At 72.2% G+C, this 17,572-nt stretch carries 14 protein-coding genes and 1 pseudogene; 5 read left to right on the forward strand and 10 right to left on the reverse strand.

Translation table 11 applies throughout. The features are described 5' to 3' along the window. From ACQKIP_RS19440 to ACQKIP_RS19450, 3 genes and pseudogenes are all read right to left on the reverse strand, one after another. Positions 1-299, reverse strand: a 299-nt coding sequence (locus ACQKIP_RS19440; protein WP_427743555.1) for an SRPBCC domain-containing protein, incomplete at its 3' end; no start/stop codon positions are given. A 91-nt stretch (positions 300-390) separates the two neighbouring features. Continuing rightward, positions 391-574, reverse strand: a pseudogene (locus ACQKIP_RS19445) (MFS transporter); the annotation flags it as partial. A 188-nt stretch (positions 575-762) separates the two neighbouring features. After that, positions 763-1,323 (reverse strand): NAD(P)H-dependent oxidoreductase, encoded by a 561-nt coding sequence (locus ACQKIP_RS19450; protein ID WP_365865296.1) that lies wholly within the window; start codon positions 1,321-1,323, stop codon positions 763-765. A gap of 152 nt (positions 1,324-1,475) precedes the next feature. Here ACQKIP_RS19450 and ACQKIP_RS19455 point away from each other — a divergent pair, with 152 nt between their 5' ends. Beyond that, complete coding sequence (locus ACQKIP_RS19455; RefSeq protein WP_365865298.1) at positions 1,476-2,144, forward strand: TetR/AcrR family transcriptional regulator; 669 nt, start codon at positions 1,476-1,478, stop codon at positions 2,142-2,144. On the opposite strand, the gene ACQKIP_RS19460 is transcribed toward ACQKIP_RS19455, so the two are convergent. From ACQKIP_RS19460 to ACQKIP_RS19470, 3 genes are all read right to left on the reverse strand, one after another. After that, positions 2,133-2,795 carry a M15 family metallopeptidase gene (locus ACQKIP_RS19460; RefSeq protein WP_365865358.1) on the reverse strand — a complete coding sequence of 221 codons (663 nt, stop codon included), beginning with the start codon at positions 2,793-2,795 and terminating at the stop codon, positions 2,133-2,135. The genes ACQKIP_RS19455 and ACQKIP_RS19460 overlap by 12 nt on opposite strands. Positions 2,796-2,901: 106 nt before the next feature. Further along, positions 2,902-3,453 (reverse strand): DinB family protein, encoded by a 552-nt coding sequence (locus tag ACQKIP_RS19465; RefSeq protein WP_365865300.1) that lies wholly within the window; start codon positions 3,451-3,453, stop codon positions 2,902-2,904. A 41-nt stretch (positions 3,454-3,494) separates the two neighbouring features. Further along, complete coding sequence (locus ACQKIP_RS19470) at positions 3,495-5,339, reverse strand: ABC transporter ATP-binding protein (protein ID WP_365865302.1); 1,845 nt, start codon at positions 5,337-5,339, stop codon at positions 3,495-3,497. A gap of 211 nt (positions 5,340-5,550) precedes the next feature. Between ACQKIP_RS19470 and ACQKIP_RS19475 the strand changes: the two genes are divergently transcribed. Further along, complete coding sequence (locus ACQKIP_RS19475; protein WP_365865303.1) at positions 5,551-6,861, forward strand: hypothetical protein; 1,311 nt, start codon at positions 5,551-5,553, stop codon at positions 6,859-6,861. Positions 6,862-6,863: 2 nt separating this feature from the next. Beyond that, the gene (locus ACQKIP_RS19480; RefSeq protein ID WP_365865304.1) at positions 6,864-7,382 is read left to right on the forward strand and encodes a hypothetical protein; all 519 of its coding nucleotides are present in this window, start codon (positions 6,864-6,866) and stop codon (positions 7,380-7,382) included. Between the two features lie 75 nt (positions 7,383-7,457). On the opposite strand, the gene ccrA is transcribed toward ACQKIP_RS19480, so the two are convergent. Beyond that, positions 7,458-8,732 (reverse strand): crotonyl-CoA carboxylase/reductase, encoded by a 1,275-nt coding sequence (gene ccrA, locus ACQKIP_RS19485; protein ID WP_365865305.1) that lies wholly within the window; start codon positions 8,730-8,732, stop codon positions 7,458-7,460. A 243-nt stretch (positions 8,733-8,975) separates the two neighbouring features. Here ccrA and ACQKIP_RS19490 point away from each other — a divergent pair, with 243 nt between their 5' ends. Continuing rightward, positions 8,976-9,968: an acyl-CoA desaturase gene (locus ACQKIP_RS19490; protein ID WP_365865306.1), complete on the forward strand. Its 993-nt coding sequence runs from the start codon at positions 8,976-8,978 to the stop codon at positions 9,966-9,968. Here the strand turns inward: ACQKIP_RS19490 and ACQKIP_RS19495 are convergent. Genes ACQKIP_RS19495 through ACQKIP_RS19505 form a run of 3 tightly spaced genes read right to left on the reverse strand, consistent with a single transcriptional unit; the run spans position 9,910 to position 16,919 of the window. After that, positions 9,910-10,932 carry an alpha/beta hydrolase gene (locus tag ACQKIP_RS19495; protein ID WP_365865307.1) on the reverse strand — a complete coding sequence of 341 codons (1,023 nt, stop codon included), beginning with the start codon at positions 10,930-10,932 and terminating at the stop codon, positions 9,910-9,912. The two genes, ACQKIP_RS19490 and ACQKIP_RS19495, sit on opposite strands and share 59 nt — an antisense overlap. A gap of 45 nt (positions 10,933-10,977) precedes the next feature. Next, positions 10,978-15,111 carry an acyltransferase domain-containing protein gene (locus ACQKIP_RS19500; protein WP_427743560.1) on the reverse strand — a complete coding sequence of 1,378 codons (4,134 nt, stop codon included), beginning with the start codon at positions 15,109-15,111 and terminating at the stop codon, positions 10,978-10,980. Further along, positions 15,108-16,919 (reverse strand): fatty acyl-AMP ligase, encoded by a 1,812-nt coding sequence (locus tag ACQKIP_RS19505; protein WP_365865310.1) that lies wholly within the window; start codon positions 16,917-16,919, stop codon positions 15,108-15,110. The genes ACQKIP_RS19500 and ACQKIP_RS19505 overlap by 4 nt, the downstream gene beginning before the upstream one ends. Before the next feature lie 269 nt (positions 16,920-17,188). Here ACQKIP_RS19505 and ACQKIP_RS19510 point away from each other — a divergent pair. Continuing rightward, positions 17,189-17,572, forward strand: a 384-nt coding sequence (locus tag ACQKIP_RS19510) for an MFS transporter (RefSeq protein WP_427743562.1), incomplete at its 3' end; no start/stop codon positions are given.

A 17,572-nucleotide genomic window follows, 5' to 3' on the forward strand; every position in this document is an offset into this window, starting at 1 on the left:
GGATCATCGGACTCGAAGGCGAGCACCTCCACCACCTGCTCGTCCGGTACGAGCTTCGCGAAGTGGCCGTGATACGTGTCGGTGTGCGAGGCCGACTTGCCGGTGCCGGACGGTTCGTCGTAGGTGAGCGAGACACGGAACCGACCGCCTTCGCGGGCGTCGAAGGCGTGCACATGGCTGCTCATGCCGACCGGCACGCGCCAGCGCGCGATCGCGTCCGCGTCCACGAGCGCCTGGTAGACGGCCGCACGCGGGGCGTTCACGTGCCCGGACACTTCGGTCGAGTACGTCGATTCCATGGGGCCCAATCTAGGACCACACCTGTCACCCGGCGGCCATGTCGTCCTCGGCCGGCAGCTGATGTCCCCGGCGCGCCGGCGGGAAGAGGGCCACGGCCAGCGCGAGAGCGCGCCTGCGGTCCACCCACGCGCCGGCGAAGAGCGAGAACAGCAGAATCGGCGCCGACGTCCAGCGCCACCACGGCGATGAGCGGCAGCGTCACCTGGCAGGCGTGGGCCCCCAGTTGCGACGCGGTCTGCCCCGACCAAAGCCTGCGGAAGTCGGCGGGCAGCACGCGATGGCAGGCCGGTGTCGGCCTAAGGCGTCAGCGCGTGCTCAGTGACCGGGCATCTCGATTCCTGCTCCTCGGGGATCACGCAGATCGCGGGGATCACGTGGTGCCGGCAGGCTAGCCTGCCGGCCACGGGCCACGAAAGCGTTTTACCGTCCCCTGCTAAGGAGGCTGTGGCGCCCGCTCAAGGGTCAGGCAGCGGCGGGGGCGGCCTGTTCGGTGAGGCGGGTGACGACCTCGGCGAGGCCCTGGACGACCTCGGTGTCGTCGGCCGGGTGGAGCTCGGCGAAGCGGGTCAGGGAGGCGGGGATGGACAGCTTGACGTCCTCCAGGACCGCGCCGCCCGCGAGGCCCGCGGCCTTGCGGGCCTCGTCCTGCGCCCACACGCCGCCGTACTGGCCGAACGCGGTGCCGACGACGGCGACCGGCTTGCCGGAGATCGCACCGGCGCCGAAGGGGCGGGACAGCCAGTCGATCGCGTTCTTGAGGACGGCGGGCATGGTGCCGTTGTACTCGGGCGAGAAGAGGAGGAAGGCGTCGACGCTGCCGGCCGCCTCGCGCAGGCGGGCCGCTCCGGCCGGAAGAGTGCCCTCGGTGTCGATGTCCTCGTTGTAGAAGGGCACGTCCGCAAGACCCTCGAACAGCTCGATCTCCACGCCGGAGGGCGCGTGCTTGGCGGCGGCCTCGGCGAGCTGGCGGTTGTGGGAGCCGGCGCGGAGGCTGCCGACGAGAGCGAGGATGCGTACTGACATGGCGGAACTCCAGAGAGACGTGCGGACGGACTCACATATGGGTCATGCGGGGTGATACGGGTTGCGCATCAAGCGGACCGGGGTCCGTTTAAAGTTGTACCACCTATTCGGACCGCGGTCCACTTAGCCGCTAGCAGCGCTACGCTTGACCCATGACCGGCTCCGTTCCCCCGCCCCTCCCCTCCTCGCCCGGCACACCGGGCGGGGCGACTGAGCTCGCCCTCACTCCGGTCGGCGAGCCGCCGCCCCTCAGGGCCGACGCGGCACGCAACCGCACCCGCCTGCTGGAAGCGGCCTCGCAGCTGATGGCCGGATGCGGGGCCGCGCAACTGACCATGGAAGCGGTGGCCACGGCGGCCGGGGTCGGCAAGGGCACCGTCTTCCGGCGCTTCGGCGACCGCACCGGGCTCCTGGTCGCCCTGCTCGACCACCGCGAGCAGCAACTCCAGGCCGCTTTCCTCACCGGCCCGGCCCCGCTGGGCCCCGACGCCCCGCCCCTGGAGCGCCTGCACGCGTTCGGCCCCGCGCTCATCCGCCACGAGCGCGACCACCACGAACTGATCCTGTCCTCCCGGACCGACCCCCTGCGCACCTACGACGTCCCGGCGAACCGCCTGCGCCTCACGCACGTCACGATGCTGCTGCGCCAGGCGGGCGCCACGGGCGACATCGAACTCCTCGCGCACACCCTGCTCGGCTCCATCGATAGCGCCCTCGTCCACCACCTGCTCGTCGAGCGCGCCCTGCCGATCGACCGCCTGCTGGACGCGTGGCACGACCTCGTCACGCGCCTGGTGACACGTCCGTCCTCAGCGGACTGAACCGTGCTCCGCCGCCGCGTACAGGGCGTGCGGCGCGCCGGTGGCCAGGGCCCAGTAGCGGTCGCCGTAGGACCAGTGCCACCACTCGGTGGGGTAGTTGACCAGGCCGGCTTCCCTCAGGGCCGCGCCCAGGATCTCGCGGTTGCGGCGTGCCCGGGCGGTGATGTTGCCGGCGTCGGTGTAGCAGGCGACCTCGCTCTCCTCCGGGTCGGCGTTCATCCGGGTGCCCAGGTCGAGTTCGCGGCCCTCCGCGTCGGCGAGCGTGAGGTCGACGGCGGATCCGGCGCTGTGCGGCGCGATCTGCGGCGGGGAGACGTAGCGGCTGGCCGCCGCGTGGATGCGCTCGGCGGGCCAGGCGGGATTCAGCGCCCTGAGCTGCCCCTCGTACTCCTCGAAGTAGCTGCGTTGCAGCCACGGCGGGCGGTAGCCCTCGACGAACAGGAGCCGCAGGCCGTCGGGCAGCAGCGTCTGGGCGTGCAGGAGGCGGGCGAGGACGCCTTCGCGCAGCATGGCGAAAGCGTCCTCGCTGTCCCTGGCGCGGGTGTCGACCAGGAGCGCACCGCCCACGCGCACGTCCACCAGAGGCTCCCCGCACTCCTTGACCGGTACGGCGGCCACCCTCGGGTCGGACATCAACGTGATCTCGCTCAGGCTCATGGAAAGATCATCGCCGGTGGCGCCCCGCGGCTGCGCACCGGCCCGTGTACGGGTCGGATACGGGGTCGCCCGGGTACGAGGGCGTCCGCGGCAGCCGCCCCTACACGCCGATCGCGCCGTCTATCCGCTCGCGGAGCAGATCGGCGTGGCCGTTGTGCCTGGCGTACTCCTCGACCAGGTGAACGAGCACCCAGCGCAGCGACACCACGCCGCGCCAACCGTCGTGGCCCTCGACGTCGAGGTCGGGGGCCCCGGCGACGAAGCGGTCGGCGAAGGCGACCTCCGCGCGCCAGGCCTCCCACGCGGCGGCGATCACGGCGGGTTCGGGCGCGGCGCCGTCGAAGTCCCCGTCGGGGTTCGTGTCCGAGCCGAAGCGGAGCGGCACGTCCTGGCCGGCCAGCACGCAACGGAACCAGCGGCGCTCCACATCGGCCAGATGCCGCACCAGGCCGAGCAGCGAGAGCGTGGAGGGCTCCACGGAACGCCGGGCCAACTCGGCCTCCAAACCGGCACACTTCAGCTCCAGCGTCGTGCGCTGCGCCTTGAGGAAGTCGACCAGCATGGGCCGCTCGTCTCCGGTGGTCCGTGCGGCGAGCCGCTCGTCCCGCTCTTCGTCCACGAACAGTTCCGCTCGCCTGCGCCCGTTGGTCATGGCCGCCATCCAACCCGCAGAGCCGTATGCGCGGCCAGCGGTTATCGGCGGCCGGGGCGGATCATGCCGTCGTCGCCCGTCGCGAGGAACTGCGTCGCCGCCAGCTCCCCGTACAGCGGGTCGGAGGCCACCAGTTCCTCGTGCGTGCCCGACGCGCGGACCCGTCCCGCGTCCATGACCACGATCCGGTCGGCCAGCGTCACCGTCGAGAGGCGGTGCGCCACCACCAGGACCGTCACCTCCCTGGAGACCTCGGCGACGACGTCACGCAGGGCCAGTTCGTTGACCGCGTCGAGCTGCGAGGTCGCCTCGTCCAGGAGCAGGAGGCGCGGCCCCCGCAGCAGCGCCCTGGCGATCGCCACGCGCTGGCGTTCGCCGCCGGACAGCTGGGAGCCGCGGTGTCCGACCAGAGTCTGCAGTCCGTCCGGCAGCCGTTCGACGAGGCCGTCGAGGCGGGCCCGCACAAGCACGTCGCTGATCTCGTCGTCGCTCGCGCCCGGCGCCCCGAAGAGGAGGTTCTCGCGCAGGGTGCCGGCGAGGACGGGCGCGTCCTGCTCCACGTAGCCGATGGCGGAGCGCAGCTCGGCCAGCGGCCATGCGCGCACGTCACGGCCGTCGACGAGGACCCGCCCGCCCGTCGCGTCGTAGAAGCGCTCCAGGAGGCCGAAGACGGTGGTCTTTCCCGCGCCCGACGGGCCGACGAAAGCGGTCATGCCGGGTCCGGGGATCTCGAAGCTCACGCCGTGATGGACGTACGGAAGGCCCTCCCGGTAGCGGAAGGTCACGTCCTCGAACGCGACGGCGGCGGGCCCTTGAGGCCCTGCCTGCTCCCGGGGCCCGGTGACGTCCTCCGTCTCCAGGCGTTCGGCCCGTACGATCCGCGCGATGGCCGCCGAGCCGACCTGGTACTGCGTGACGCCCTCGACCAGGCGGGACACGGGGTCGATCAGGTAGAAGAGGAACAGCAGGAACGCCACGAGCGTCGAGACGGATATCGCGCCCGACGCGACCCGCGCGCCGCCGATGCCCAGCACGGCGAGGAACGACACCTGTACGGCAAGGCCCACGGAACTCCAGGCCACCGCCTGCCATTTGGCGGACCGCACGCCGTGCCGCCAGGCCTCCTTCGCGGCGGCCTGCACGGTGGCCGTCTCGCGCTCCTCGGCACCCGAAGCCTTGAGGGTGCGAAACGCCCCGAACGCGCGATCGAGGGCGGTCGAGATCGTGCCGACCGCTTCCTGGGCCCGCTCCGTCGCCTGCGCGATCTTCGGCATCACCAGGGCCACCGCGCCGCCGATGAGCACGATCACGCCGAGGGTGACGCCGAGCAGAACGACGTCCATGAGGCCCATCATCACGATCGTCGCGACGAAGGTGAGGCCGCCCGCGACCGCGGACACGACGGACTGCGTGGTCACCGCGCGCAGCAGTGTCGTGTCCGAGGTGATCCGGGACATCAGGTCGCCGGGCTGGGTGCGCTCCACTTCCGGCAGGCGCAGGCGCAGCAGCCGCCCGATGAGGGTGCGCCGGGCCGCCAGCACGACGGATTCGGCGGTGCGTTCGAGGACGTACGCGCCGACGGACTCGATGGCGGTGCCGAGCACGACGAGCGCGGTGAGCAGGACGATGATCCCGGCGATCGAGTCGTCGCTGCCGAGCCGGTCCACCAGGGCCTTGGCGGCGAGCGGCTGGGCGAGGCCGGTCGCCGCGCCGATCAGCGTGCACAGGGCACCGAGCGCGACGGCCGCGCGGTGCGGGCGGAAGTAGCGGTAGAGCGCCCGCCAGGTCTCGCCGGCCGCGAGCCGCTCGTTGGCCTGATTCTCGCGGGCCTGTTTCCCGCGGGCCGGTCTCTCGTGGGCCGGCTGCTCCGGCGCATCCTTGGTCACGTCAGGCAGGACGCCGGTGGGGCCGGTCTGCCTGACTCACCACCGTCGACCGTCGGCTTGTCCACTGACGGACCCGCACACACCCCCTGATGGTCCATCACTTCTTACGCATCTCGGGTCAAAAAGGTTAAAAAACATACATTCATCTGATTCGTTCATCTTCCTGCGGTCTACACATGTCTCGACCAGGAAGCGAGTGAACGGAGTGACTATGCGCTCGGTCGGCCGAAGGCACGCACTGGGCTTCGGACTTGCGATGGCAGCGGGCGCGGGTCTCGCCGGATGCGGCGCGAAGGACGGGGGATCCAGCGGTTCGGCTTCCCCCTCGCCGTCCGGTCAGGGGAAGGCACAGGGGCGCGACGAGGACGGCGGCCAGCACGGCGCGCAGCAGAAGCAGCCGCCGGAGAAACCGATCGGCGACGGCTCGACGGCGTACTCGGGAAAGCAGCCGAAGCAGCCCGACACCCCCGTCCCCCTGGAGCCGGGCGAGACACCCCCGCAGTTCGTGGTCTTCTCCTGGGACGGCGCGGGCGAGGTCGGCACCGGCCTCTTCCCCCGCTTCCTGAAGCTCGCCGAGGACCACGACGCCCGGATGACGTTCTTCCTCTCCGGGCTCTACCTCCTGCCCGAGTCGAAGAAGCGGCTGTACCGACCGCCGAACAACGCGGTCGGCGCCTCCGACATCGGCTATCTCAGCGACGACCACATCAAGGAGACCCTGGGGTACGTCCGGCAGGCCTGGCTCGAAGGCCACGAGATCGGCACGCACTTCAACGGACACTTCTGCACCGGCACCGGAAGCGTCGCCAACTGGACGCCCGCGCAATGGCACAGCGAAATCGACCAGGCGGCATCCTTCGTGAAGGAATGGCGCACGAATACCGGCTGGACCGATCTGCCGTCGCTGCCTTTCGACTACGACAAGGAACTCGTCGGCGGCCGCACCCCCTGCCTCCTCGGGCAGGGCAATCTGCTGCCCGTGGCCCGTGAACGGGGCTGGCGATACGACTCGTCGTCGCCCGGCGGATTGCAGCGGTGGCCGGAGAAACGCCTCGGGGTGTGGGATCTGCCGCTCCAGCAGATCCCGTTCCCGGGGCACCGGTTCGAGGTCCTTTCCATGGATTACAACGTCCTGGCCAACCAGTCGAAGAATTCGACGCGGGCACCCTCGTACAACTATCCCGGCTGGCGCACCCAGGCGACCGGTTCGTACCTCGCCGGTTTCCGGCGCGCATACGAGACGAACCGTGCCCCCTTCTTCATCGGCAACCACTTCGAGGACTGGAACGGCGGCATCTACATGGACGCCGTCGAGGAAACCCTCAAGAGGATCGCCGGGAAGGAGGACGTACGCCTCGTCTCCTTCCGGCAGTTCGTCGACTGGCTCGACGTCCAGGACCCGGCCGTCCTCGCCAGGCTGCGCCGGCTCGAAGTGGGGCAGCTCCCCGACGGCGGCTGGCGCAGCTTTCTCGGCAAGTCGACCAAGCGAGAAATCAACAGAGAGATGGAGACAAGAAGTTGACCGTGAACCGGTTGAAGCTGAACTACGCGTCGGTGAAGTACGTGTCGGTGGCGTCAGTGGCGGCGCTCGCCGTTCTGACGGGCCCCGCGGCGACCGGTGCCGGCGCCGCGACCCCGCCTCCCGCGCCCGCCCCCGGAGCCGGGACTCCTGGCACCGCCGCTCCCGGCACCACAGCTCCCGGAACCGGAGCCACCGGAACCGGAGCGACCGGAAACCCCGCGCCAGGGGCTCCCGCGACCGCGGCCCCGCGGCCCACCCTGACGGCGAAGTCCACGGCGAGCAGCGTGCGCGCGTGGCAGGACTTCCACATCTACGGAGTCGCCCGCCACATGCGGCCCGGCACCCGCGTCACGCTCCAGCAGTTGCAGGGCAAGCGGTGGGTGGCGCTGCCCGCGTCGGTCTACACCGCGCGCTCCGGGGCGTACAACATGCGGGTCAAGCTCGGCTGGAAGGGCCGCAACTCGCTGCGCGTCGCCGGCGGCGGCGCCCTCTCGCCGGTCCTCAAGGTGACGGTCCGCTGACCCGGTAGCACCGGATCCGGCCACCCCGGTCATGGGCCCGACGGGCTCATGACCGGGCACCGGCGGCCGGGGACCTCATACGGCGCCCCGCCTGCCGAGACCAGTCTCGGGTGCGAGCGCCAGGACGCCGACCTTTCCGGTGTGGCGGTTGGACTGCACGAGCCGGGCGGCCTCGGCCGTGTCCTGGAGGTCGTACGTCACCGACAGGGCGGACCGGATGTGGCCGAGGTCCAGCAGGCGGGCCACCGCGGCCTGCTCGTGGAGGTTGGCGCCGTGGCTGCCGATGACGCGCTTGAGGCGCATCCAGAGGTAGCGGTTGTCGAACTCGTGCAGATAGCCGGTGCTCGATCCGCAGGTGACGACGGTGCCGCCCCGGCGCACCACGAAGACGGACAGCCCGAAGGTCGCCCGGCCGACGTGCTCGAACACGATGTGCGGGTCCTCCCCCACCGCGGCGCGGATCCGCTTGCCGAGCTTCTTGCCGACCGCTGCCGGATCGGCCGGAGCGCTGCCGGTCAGGCCGATCTCGGCGCGGTTGATCACCGCGTGGCAGCCGAAGGCGCGGGCCTGCTCCGCCTTCTCCTCACTGCCGACCACCCCCACCGCGATCCCGCCGCCGTTGCGTACGAGCTGCGCGGCGTACGCGCCGAGGCCGCCCGCCGCGCCCCAGATCAGCACGATGTCGCCCTGCGTCATCCGCGCCCCGCGGTCGCTGACCAGCATGCGGTAGGCGGTGCCTGCGCAGAGCGGATTGGCGGCTGCTTCCTCCCAGGTCAGCCGCCCCGGCTTGGGGAGGAGTTGGCTGGCGCGGACCACGCAGTAGTGCGCGAGCCCGCCGAAGTTGGTCTCGAAGCCCCAGGCCAGCTGGGAGTCGCCGAGCATGCCGTCGGCATGGGTCGCAGGTTCCTCGTCGTCGACGTAGACGGGAGAGACCACGACCTCGTCACCGACGTTCCAGCGGCGTACCCCGGCCCCCGTCCGGACGATGACGCCTGACGCGTCCGAACCGACCACGTGGTACGGCTGATCGTGCCGCTCGGCCCAGCCGCCTTTCGCACCGAAATGCCGCAGAAAGGCGAACGTGGATATCGGCTCGAACATCGCCGACCACACGGTGTTGTAATTGATCCCGCTCGCCATGACCGCCACCAGGACTTCGTCGGGCGCAAGTTCCGGCATCGGCACGGATCCCACGTGAAGTGTTTTCCGGACATCTTTGTCCGCCACCCCCGTGAAACTCTCCACGTCCTCCCTCCGCAGATGCACGGCGGTGTATTCGGCGGGTAAGGGAAGTCGGCGCAGTTCGTCCGCGCCGGCTCCCCCTACGACTGCCTCTGCGAGCACATCCATGACGTTCCTCCTTCGGCACAGCTGTCCAGTGGTTCGGGTTGGGGTTCGGATTCGTCGGGTTCGGTTCGGGTTCGTTCGGTGCGGATATACGTTGCGGGCGAAGTCCGTCTCTCACAAGCAGATCGGTTTCAATTCATCAGGATCGCTAACCGACCCCTCGCACAGTCATCACTTTCCGAGTAGAGGCCTTCCTCTTTCCGTCGCTAATGTCCGGCTCACCCGCACTGAGAGGTGAGAAATTCCATGGCTGAAGAGAGCGCGAGCGCCGCCGCTTGGGGCGAACGCATGGGCACAGGAGACCGGGTGGTGGTGGGGGTGTTCGTCGGCATTCCCTTCGTCGCGGTGATCGCGTCCGTGGTCGTGCTGTGGGGATGGGGCGTCACCTGGCACGATCTGGTCATCGGCGCGGTCATGTACGCCATCGCCGTGCACGGCATCACCATCGGCTACCACCGCCTGTTCACGCACAAGGCGTTCAAGGCGGCCCGCCCCCTGAAGATCGCCCTCGCGGTTGCCGGGACGATGGCCGTCGAGGGCGACGCGATCACCTGGTGCGCCGACCACCGCCGCCACCACCAGTTCGCGGACCAGCCGGGCGACCCGCACTCCCCCTGGCGGTTCGGCACCTCGGTGCGCGCGCTGCTCAAGGGCATGGTGTGGGCGCACATCGGCTGGACGTTCAACAACAACAAGACCAATCAGCAGAAGTATGTCCCCGACCTCCTCGCCGACCGCGATCTGGCCCTGGTGGCACGCTGGCAGCCGCTGATCGTGCTGTTCTCCTTCGGTGCGCCCGCCGTGGCGGGAGGGCTCTGGGGCGAGGGCACCTGGGACTCCGCAGCCGCCTGGTCGGCCTTCTTCTGGGCCGGGCTCGTGCGCATCGGTCTGCTCCATCACGTCACCTGGTCGATCAACTCGATCTGCCACATCAGCGGGGACCGCCCCTTCCGGGCCAGGGACCGCTCGGGGAACGTGTGGTGGCTCGCCCCGCTCTCGGGCGGCGAGTCCTGGCACAACCTCCACCACGCCGATCCGACGTCCGCCCGGCACGGGGTCCTGCGCGGCCAGCTCGACTCCAGCGCCCGGCTCATACGCCTCTTCGAGCTGGCCTCGTGGGCGAGCGCGGTGCGGTGGCCGGACGAGCGCAGGCTGGCCCGCCTCTCCGTCGCCGACGACGTCAGGACGCCCCGGCGGGAAGCCCAAGGCCCGCCGCCAGCGTCGGCCAGGAAGCCTTGAACTCCTTCTGCCAGGAGGACCAGGCGTGCGAGCCGCCGCTGTAGAAGTGGACCGTCGCCGGGATGCCGGCACGGTCCAGCTTCCGGTCGAACGCGTGCGCCTGGTTCCACAGCGTGCCCTCCAGAACGGCCCCTTCGAGATTGCCGAAGTCGCTGCTGGGGACGCCGCTGCCCTGCGAGACGTAGAGCCTGGTTCCGGACAGGCCCTCGGTCAGGGCTGCGGGGTTGTGGCTGTTCCACTTCTCGCGGTGCAGCAGGGGGCTGCCCCAGAGGGCCGAGGGGAGCAGGAACTCGCGCGCCACGATGGCGTTCAGCACCGTCGGCATGCCCGGGGCCGTCGTGTCCACGACTCCGCTGTACGAGGCCGCCGCCCCGAAGGTGCCGGGGTGCCGCGCGGCGAACGCCATGGCGCCGTAGCCGCCGGTCGAGACGCCGGCGACGGAGCGGGTGCCATTGGCGCGGTAGGTGTCGCGCAGAAGACCCGCCAACTCCTCCACCTGGAAGGTCTCGTAGTCGGGGGCGGAGGAGCTGCCGTGGTTCCACCAGTCGGTGGGGATACCGGTGGGGCCCGAGGCGGGCATCACGGTGATGACGTCCTTGTCGGCCAGGAACTCCTCGACGTCCGTCTCGCGGCTCCAGGAGGTGTAGTCGTCGTGGGCACCCTGGAGGAGGTAGAGCACGGGCCAGGTGCGGTCCGGCTGTTCCTTGAAGCGGGCGGGCAGGATGACGCGAACGGGCAGCTGTTTGCCCACGGCGGGCGAGTCAACGGTGAGGTCGACAGTGCGGGCGTCCAGCCATTTCTCGCCGACGACGCGCGGGCCTTCGGCGGCTCTGGCTGCCGCGGGTGACGCGGTGGGCGCGCCCAGGGCCGTGGAGGCGCCCAGGGCTCCTCCGGTGGCGAGCAGGGCGGTGACCGCGGCGAGGGCGGCGAGTTTCTTGCGGGGTCTGCGGTGCTTCTGCGGCATGGGGGCGGTCCTCTTCTCGGGCGGGCCGGCGGACCGGCGCGCGGATCAGGCGTCGGGCAGGTCGCGGGCGAGGAGTGCGGCGAGGGTGTCCACGACCGGGGGGTCGAGCAGGGACAGATGGTGGCCGGGCAGCGGGGTGACCGTGAGGTCGGTGCAGTGGGCGTCCCAGCCCAGGCTTTCGTCGTCCCGTTCGTAGCGGACGTCGCGCACGGTGTGCGGGGCCGGTTCGGTGGCGCGGTAGAGGAGGGTCCGGCCCGCGTACGGGCCCGGCCGGTGGCGTTCGCCGCTGCGGAGGTCGAGGGCCGAGGTGCGCTGGTGGTCGAGCACCCCCCGGGGCAGGTCCACGGCCTGCTCCAGGAGTTTCATGACCAGCGCGATCTGCTCGGCGTCCTCCAGGCGTGCCAGTTCCTCGAAGGGCAACGGGAGTTGCGTGCGGTAGGTGCGCGCGATGTACGCGGCGAAATCGGCGTAGCGGCGGTGGACTTCCTCCACCGGGGTCAGGCCGGGGGGCGCGGGCAGGGGCAGGACGGAGTCGAGGAGGACCAGGGCCCTGACGGTGCCGTGCGGGGTCAGGAGCCGCGCGGCTTCCTGCGCCAGCAGACCGCCGTAGGACCAGCCGCCGACGATCCAGGGGCCGTCGGGCGACACCGCGCGGATGCCCTGTGCGAAGTGCTCCGCGCGGGGTCCGAGGTCCTCCGGGGCGGCCATCCGGTCGAAGCCGTAGACGGGCCGGGATGCGGCCAGGCGTTCGGCGAGGCGCGCGTACACCTCGGAGGTGCCGCCCGCGGCATGGGCCAGGAACAGGGGGGTGCCTTCGCCGGTGTCGGCGAGAACGCGCAGGGGGCCGTCCCCCGCCGCCCTTCCTCCCGCCCGGGGCGAAGAGGGCTCCGCCGCACGGGAATCGGGGACTGCGTCCCGCGAGCGCCGGGCGGCCCCGGAGTCCGGGAGCAGCTTCGCCACCCCCCGCAGCGTCGCCTGCCGCAGCAGCACCCCCGGCTCCACCTGCACCCCGAACTCCCGCTCCACCGCGGTCCGGATGCGTGCCGCGGTGAGCGAGTCCAGGCCCAGGTCGGTCAGGGGGGTGTCGGCGTCGATGCGCTCGGCGCTGTAGCCCATGACGTCGGCCACGCAGCCGCGCAGGCGGTCGAGCGTGCCCGTGCTGCGGGTGGGCGCCGGTTCGTCACGTGGCCTCTCGTGCGGTCCCGGGGCCTCCCCCGCCCAGAAGCGGCGGTGGCGCCAGCGCGGGGGCGGTACGTCGGCGATGCGCGCACCCGGATGCAGGCGCTGCCGGGCCGCGGGAAGCGAGGGCGCGCCCACGCCCTGCACGAGGAGAGTGGCCAGGGACGTACGGAAGGTGAGCGCGTCGTCCGTGTCACGGCGCAGCGTCGGGACGATGAGCGCACCCTCGGCGCCCGCTTCCCGCAGCGTTTCGGTCAGCGGATGCAACTGCGTGGGATGGGGGGCCACTTCGACGAACACCCGGTGGCCGTCGTCGGCGGCGGCGCGTACCGCCTGCCGGAAGCGGACGGGGCGCCGCAGGTTGGCCACCCAGTAGTCGGTGTCGCAGGGCGCCGGGTCGCGCGGGTCCGCGAGGACGGTGGTGTAGCGGCGGCAGCCGGGCCGCGCGTGCCGCACGGTGCCCAGTTCGCCTGCGAACGCGGCGAGCAGCGGATCGACCTGGGGCGAGTGCCCGGCGCCGGTGACGGACAGGGAACGCGCGAAGCCGCCCTGGCCCGTGACGTGGTCGATGAGCCCGCGCACGTCGTCGGCCGAGCCGGTGACCACGCTCTGCGCCGGGGAGGCATGCACGGCGACCTGGAGCGTGCGGAATTCGGCGGCCAGGGCCTCGATGTGCTCGCCGGGGCGGTCCACCACGGCCATGGCGCCGCCCGTGAGCCCGGCCAGGAGCCGCGAGCGGATCGCGACGACGCGCGCGCCGGTGGCCGCGTCGAGGGCGCCGCAGACGACGGCCGCGGCGATCTCCCCCAGAGAGTGGCCGATCACGGCGGCAGGCTCGAAGCCGTACGACGTCCACAGCTCAGCGAGGGCGACCTGCATCCCGTACAGAGCGGGCATGACGACGGCGGGCGAGGTCAGGTCGGCGCCCGCGGCCATGCAGTCCCGCAGGGAGATACCGGCCTCGTCGCGCAGCAGCGGCTCGAGACGGTCGACGGCGGCGGCGAACTCCGGTTCAGCCGCCAGGAGTTCGCTTCCCATGCCGGCCCACTGCGAGCCGTACCCGGAGAACACCCACACCGCTCCGGGCGCCGCCCCGGCCGCGGGCGCCCCGACCAGCACGCGCGGGTCGGGCTCCCGCGCGGCCAGGCGTTCGAGCGCCGTGGTCAGTTCCTCCCGGCCGCGGGCGATCACCGCCGCCCGGTGCCTGCCCCGCCCGGCGCGGCCCGCCAGTGTGCGGGCGAGGTCCGCCGGGCGCACGGAGCGGCCCGCCGGTTCGCCCAGCCAGGCGGCCAGCTCGCCCGCGTACGTGCGCACGCGGTCCTCGGTGACGTCGTCGAGCAGGGCGACGGCGGGGGCGGCGTCGGCCCGGCGTGCGCGGCGCGGCGCGCGGTGTTCCGCGAGGACCGCGTGCGCGTTCGTGCCTCCGAAGCCGAACGCCGAGACACCGGCCCGCGCCAGGCCCGAGTAGCGGGGCCAGGGCTCGGGGCCCGTGACGACGCGCAGGCCCAGTGCGTCGAGGTCGGCGTGCGGGCCCGGAGCGGTGAAGTGCAGCTGGGGCGGTATCTCGTCGTGGTGCAGGGCCAGGACCGTTTTGATCAGCCCGGCGATGCCCGCCGCGGCTTCAAGGTGTCCGATGTTCGTCTTCACCGAGCCGATGAGCAGCGGCTGGTCGGCGGCCCGCCCGCGCCCCGTCCCGAGCGCCGCCGACAGGGCGGACGCCTCGATCGGGTCGCCCAGAGCGGTGCCCGTGCCGTGCGCCTCGACGTAGTCCACGGTCGCGGACCCGCTGCCGTGGCTCTCTTCCAGGAGTGTGCGCTGGGCCTGTGCGCTGGGGGCCGTCAGTCCGTTGGAGCGGCCGTCGGAGTTGACGGCGGTGGACTCGATGACCGCGAGGACACGGTCGCCGTCGCGCTCGGCGTCCGCGAGGCGCTTGAGCACGACGACGCCGCAGCCCTCCCCGCGCACCATGCCGTCGGCCGACGCGTCGAACGCCTTGCACCGGCCGTCCGCGGCCATCGCCCCCGCCCGCTGGAAGCCGAGGGTCACCGCGGGGGCCAGGAGCAGGTTCACCCCGGCGGCGAGCGCCATGTCGCTCTCCCCCGCGCCGAGGCTGCGTACCGCGTGGTGCACGGCGACGAGCGAGGAGGAGCACGCCGTGTCGACGGCCATGCTCGGGCCGCGCAGGTCCAGGAGGTAGGACAGGCGGTTGGCGGCGATGCTCAGGGCCGCGCCCGGCGGGGTCCAGGCGCCGACCGACCCGGGGTCCGCGGTGGTGAGATGGGCGTATTCGTTGCCGCTGATGCCCACGAAGACTCCGGTACGGGTGCCCGCGAGGGACGGCACGGGCAGTGCCGCGTGGTCGGCGGCCTCCCGTACGACCTCCAGGAGCATGCGCTGCTGCGGGTCCATGGCGGTGGCCTCGTCCGCGCCGATGCCGAAGAACTCCGCGTCGAAGCCCGCCACGGCGTCGGTACTGCCGTCCCCGAGGTAGCCGCCGTGCCTGCTGATGTCCTCCGGCAGGCGCATCCCCTCGCGCACGAAGGGCGCCCAGCGGTCGTCGCCGACGGTGCCCACGGCGTCGCGGCCCTCGCTCAGGAGCCGCCAGAAGGCGGCGGGCGAGGTGACGTGGCCGGGCAGCCGGCACCCGACGCCGATGACGGCGACCGGCGCCGCGCCCGCTCCCGCGCTCGTCGCATCGCCCTCCGCGCAGAGCCCACCGGCGCCCGCCGCAGCGGGCGGCGCACCCCCGTGCTCCGGTTCGCCGCGCTCCACCCGCTCCATGAGCGCGCCGATCGTCGGCGCCTCCCAGAGCAGCGTCGCCGGCAGCCGGGTGCCCGCGAGGTCGCTGAGGCGTGCGGTGAGGACGACCGCGTCACGGGAGGTCAGGCCCAGTTCCGCGAGCGGGCGGTCGTCGGTGATCTCCCCGGCCGCGAGGCCGTACCAGGCGCTGAGGCTCTCGACGACCGCGGCCCGTATCTCCGCCTGGCCCACCGCGCTCATCGTGCGTCCTTCGCGCCGCTGCGGCTCCCCTCGCCGAAGGCGCCGAGCAGATAGCGTGCGCGGCCCGCGGCCCTGGCGACCTTGCCGCTGCTCGTGCGGGGCAGCGAGCCCGGCGCGATGAGCAGGAGTTCGGCAAGGCGCAGTCCGTGCCGGGCCGATACGGCGGCCGTGGCGGTGCGCTGTGCGGCGAGCAGGTCCTGCTCGGTGGGCTCGGCGCCGCGCCGGTGTTCGGCGACCACGACCAGGACGTCGGTCTCCGTACCCGTCCAGGGCACGCAGAACGCGGCGAGCCGGTCCCTGCGCACGAGGTCGACGGCCGCCTGCACGGTCTCCTCGATGTCCTGCGGGTAGTGGTTGCGGCCGTCCACGATGATCAGGTCCTTCAGGCGTCCGGTGACGTAGAGACGCCCGTCGTGCAGCGCGCCGAGGTCTCCGGTGCGCAGCCATCCGGCCGCACCGTCGTCGTCCGCGGTGCCGGGCGCGCGGAAGCCGAACACTTCCTCGGACAGTCCGCTGCGCTTCCAGTAGCAAAGGCCGATGTTGGGGCCGCGCAGCAGGATCTCGCCGACCTCGCCCGGACCGCGTGCGGTTCCGGTCGCCGGATCGGCGATGCGCAGTTCTTGTCCCGCAGGGGTGCCGCAGGCAACCAAATGGGTGGCATCAGGGTCCGTCGGCTCCCGCACGTCGAGCTTGCCTTCGCTCAGGGCGAGCTGATCGCACGCCAGAACGGTGGGCGGTGCGGCGAACGTGTCGGTCGTGACGAAGACGGTGGCCTCGGCCAGGCCGTACGCCGGGCAGTGCGCCTCGGGGGCGAGGCCGGCGTCGTCGAACGCGTCGCGGAAGCGGTCGACCGTGCCGGGGCGCACCGGTTCGCTGCCGTTGATCAGGACCTTGACGCGGTCCAGGCGCAGTTCGGCCACCTCGTCCCCGTCGATCCTGCTCGCGCAGTAGTCGTAGGCGAAGTTGGGGGCGGCGCTGATCGTCCCCGGATACGAGGCGAGCAGCCGCAGCCAGCGCACCGGTTGTTCCAGGAAGGCGACCGGGTCCATGAGGACCGAGGGGAAGCCGCCGACCACCGGCGCGGCCACGCTCAGGACCAGGCCCATGTCGTGGAAGAGCGGCAGCCAGCCGACCGTGGTGTTGCGCGTCGCCTCGGCTTCGAAGGCGTCGATGGCCTGGCGGGCGTTGGCCACCACGTTGGCGTGGCTGATCACGACGCCCGCGGGGCTGCGCGTGGAGCCGGACGTGTACTGGAGGTAGGCGATGTCGTCCGGTGCGATCCGCTCCGGGAGCACGGCGTCGGGCCGCTCGCCGAGGGCGGCATCGGTCCTTCCGCCCGGCCGGTCCACCAGGACCACCGGCACCGGCGGCAGCCCCTGCTCGGTCATGAACCGCGAGACCGCGCCGGCGGTGCGCTCGTCGGCGAGGACGCACGCGGGCTCGCAGTCGGCGAGGACGGCGGCCAGCCTGCCCTCGTGACCGGGGAGTTCGGGGCCGAACAGCGGCACCGCGATCACGCCCGCGTAGAGGCAGCCCAGGAACGCCGCCGTGTAGTCCAGGCCCTGCGGAAGCAGCAGGGCCGCCCGCTCGCCGGGGCCCGCGCTCGCCGCGATCCGCCCGGCGAGCGCACGGGCGCGGACGTCGAGGCCCTGCCAGCCGAGGGTGTGGTGCAGGCCGGGCGACGACGGCTCGGGAAACTCCACATGGGTGAAGGCGCGCTGGTGCGGACGCTCGGCGGCCCAGTGCGCCAAGTGGTCGGTCAGCAGCGGGCCTTGGGGCTGCTGCGGGGTCTGAGGCCTGGACGGCATGGCGGCTCCAACTGGACAGCGCGGGGACCGGGACGGGCGTTGCGGGGGACCGGATGAGCGGTGCACCAGGTTCCGCCCGGATGTGACCACTGAGTAAGACGGCTTGCTGACAGATCGTCTGACACTCTCTGTCACTTCACTGACAAGTCCCCGTGCCCGATTCGGCGTCGCGGGCAGCAGCCACCGCCCGCGGCGACCCCGGAGAATCCGGCAGCGGAACCGCAGCACGACCGAGTGCACCACCGCATCGCGATCGAGGGGAGCCGCACGTGGGCCGGGGCAGGCTGACAGCTCTGCTGGCGATGCTGGCCCTGGCAGGCTTCATCACGACGCTCGACAACACCGTGATCAACGTCGCCCTGCCGACCGTGCAGCGCGAACTCGACCTGACCGTAACCGACTTGGAGTGGGTGGCCACCAGCTACGTACTGAGCTTCGGCTCGCTCCTTCCGGCCGGGGGCAGGCTCACGGATCTGCTCGGCCGGCGGGTCGTCCTCGCGGCGGGGATCGTCGTCTTCACCGCGGCCTCGCTGGCCGCCGCCCTCGCGGACAGCGGCGGGACGCTCATCGCGGCACGCACGGTGCAGGGCGTGGGTGCGGCGCTGGTCATCCCGGCATCGCTCGCGGTGGTCGCCGCCGATCTGCCCGCGCGC

Origin of the sequence: Streptomyces sp. NPDC059900 (assembly GCF_050270335.1) — a bacterium.
GTDB lineage: Bacteria > Actinomycetota > Actinomycetes > Streptomycetales > Streptomycetaceae > Streptomyces.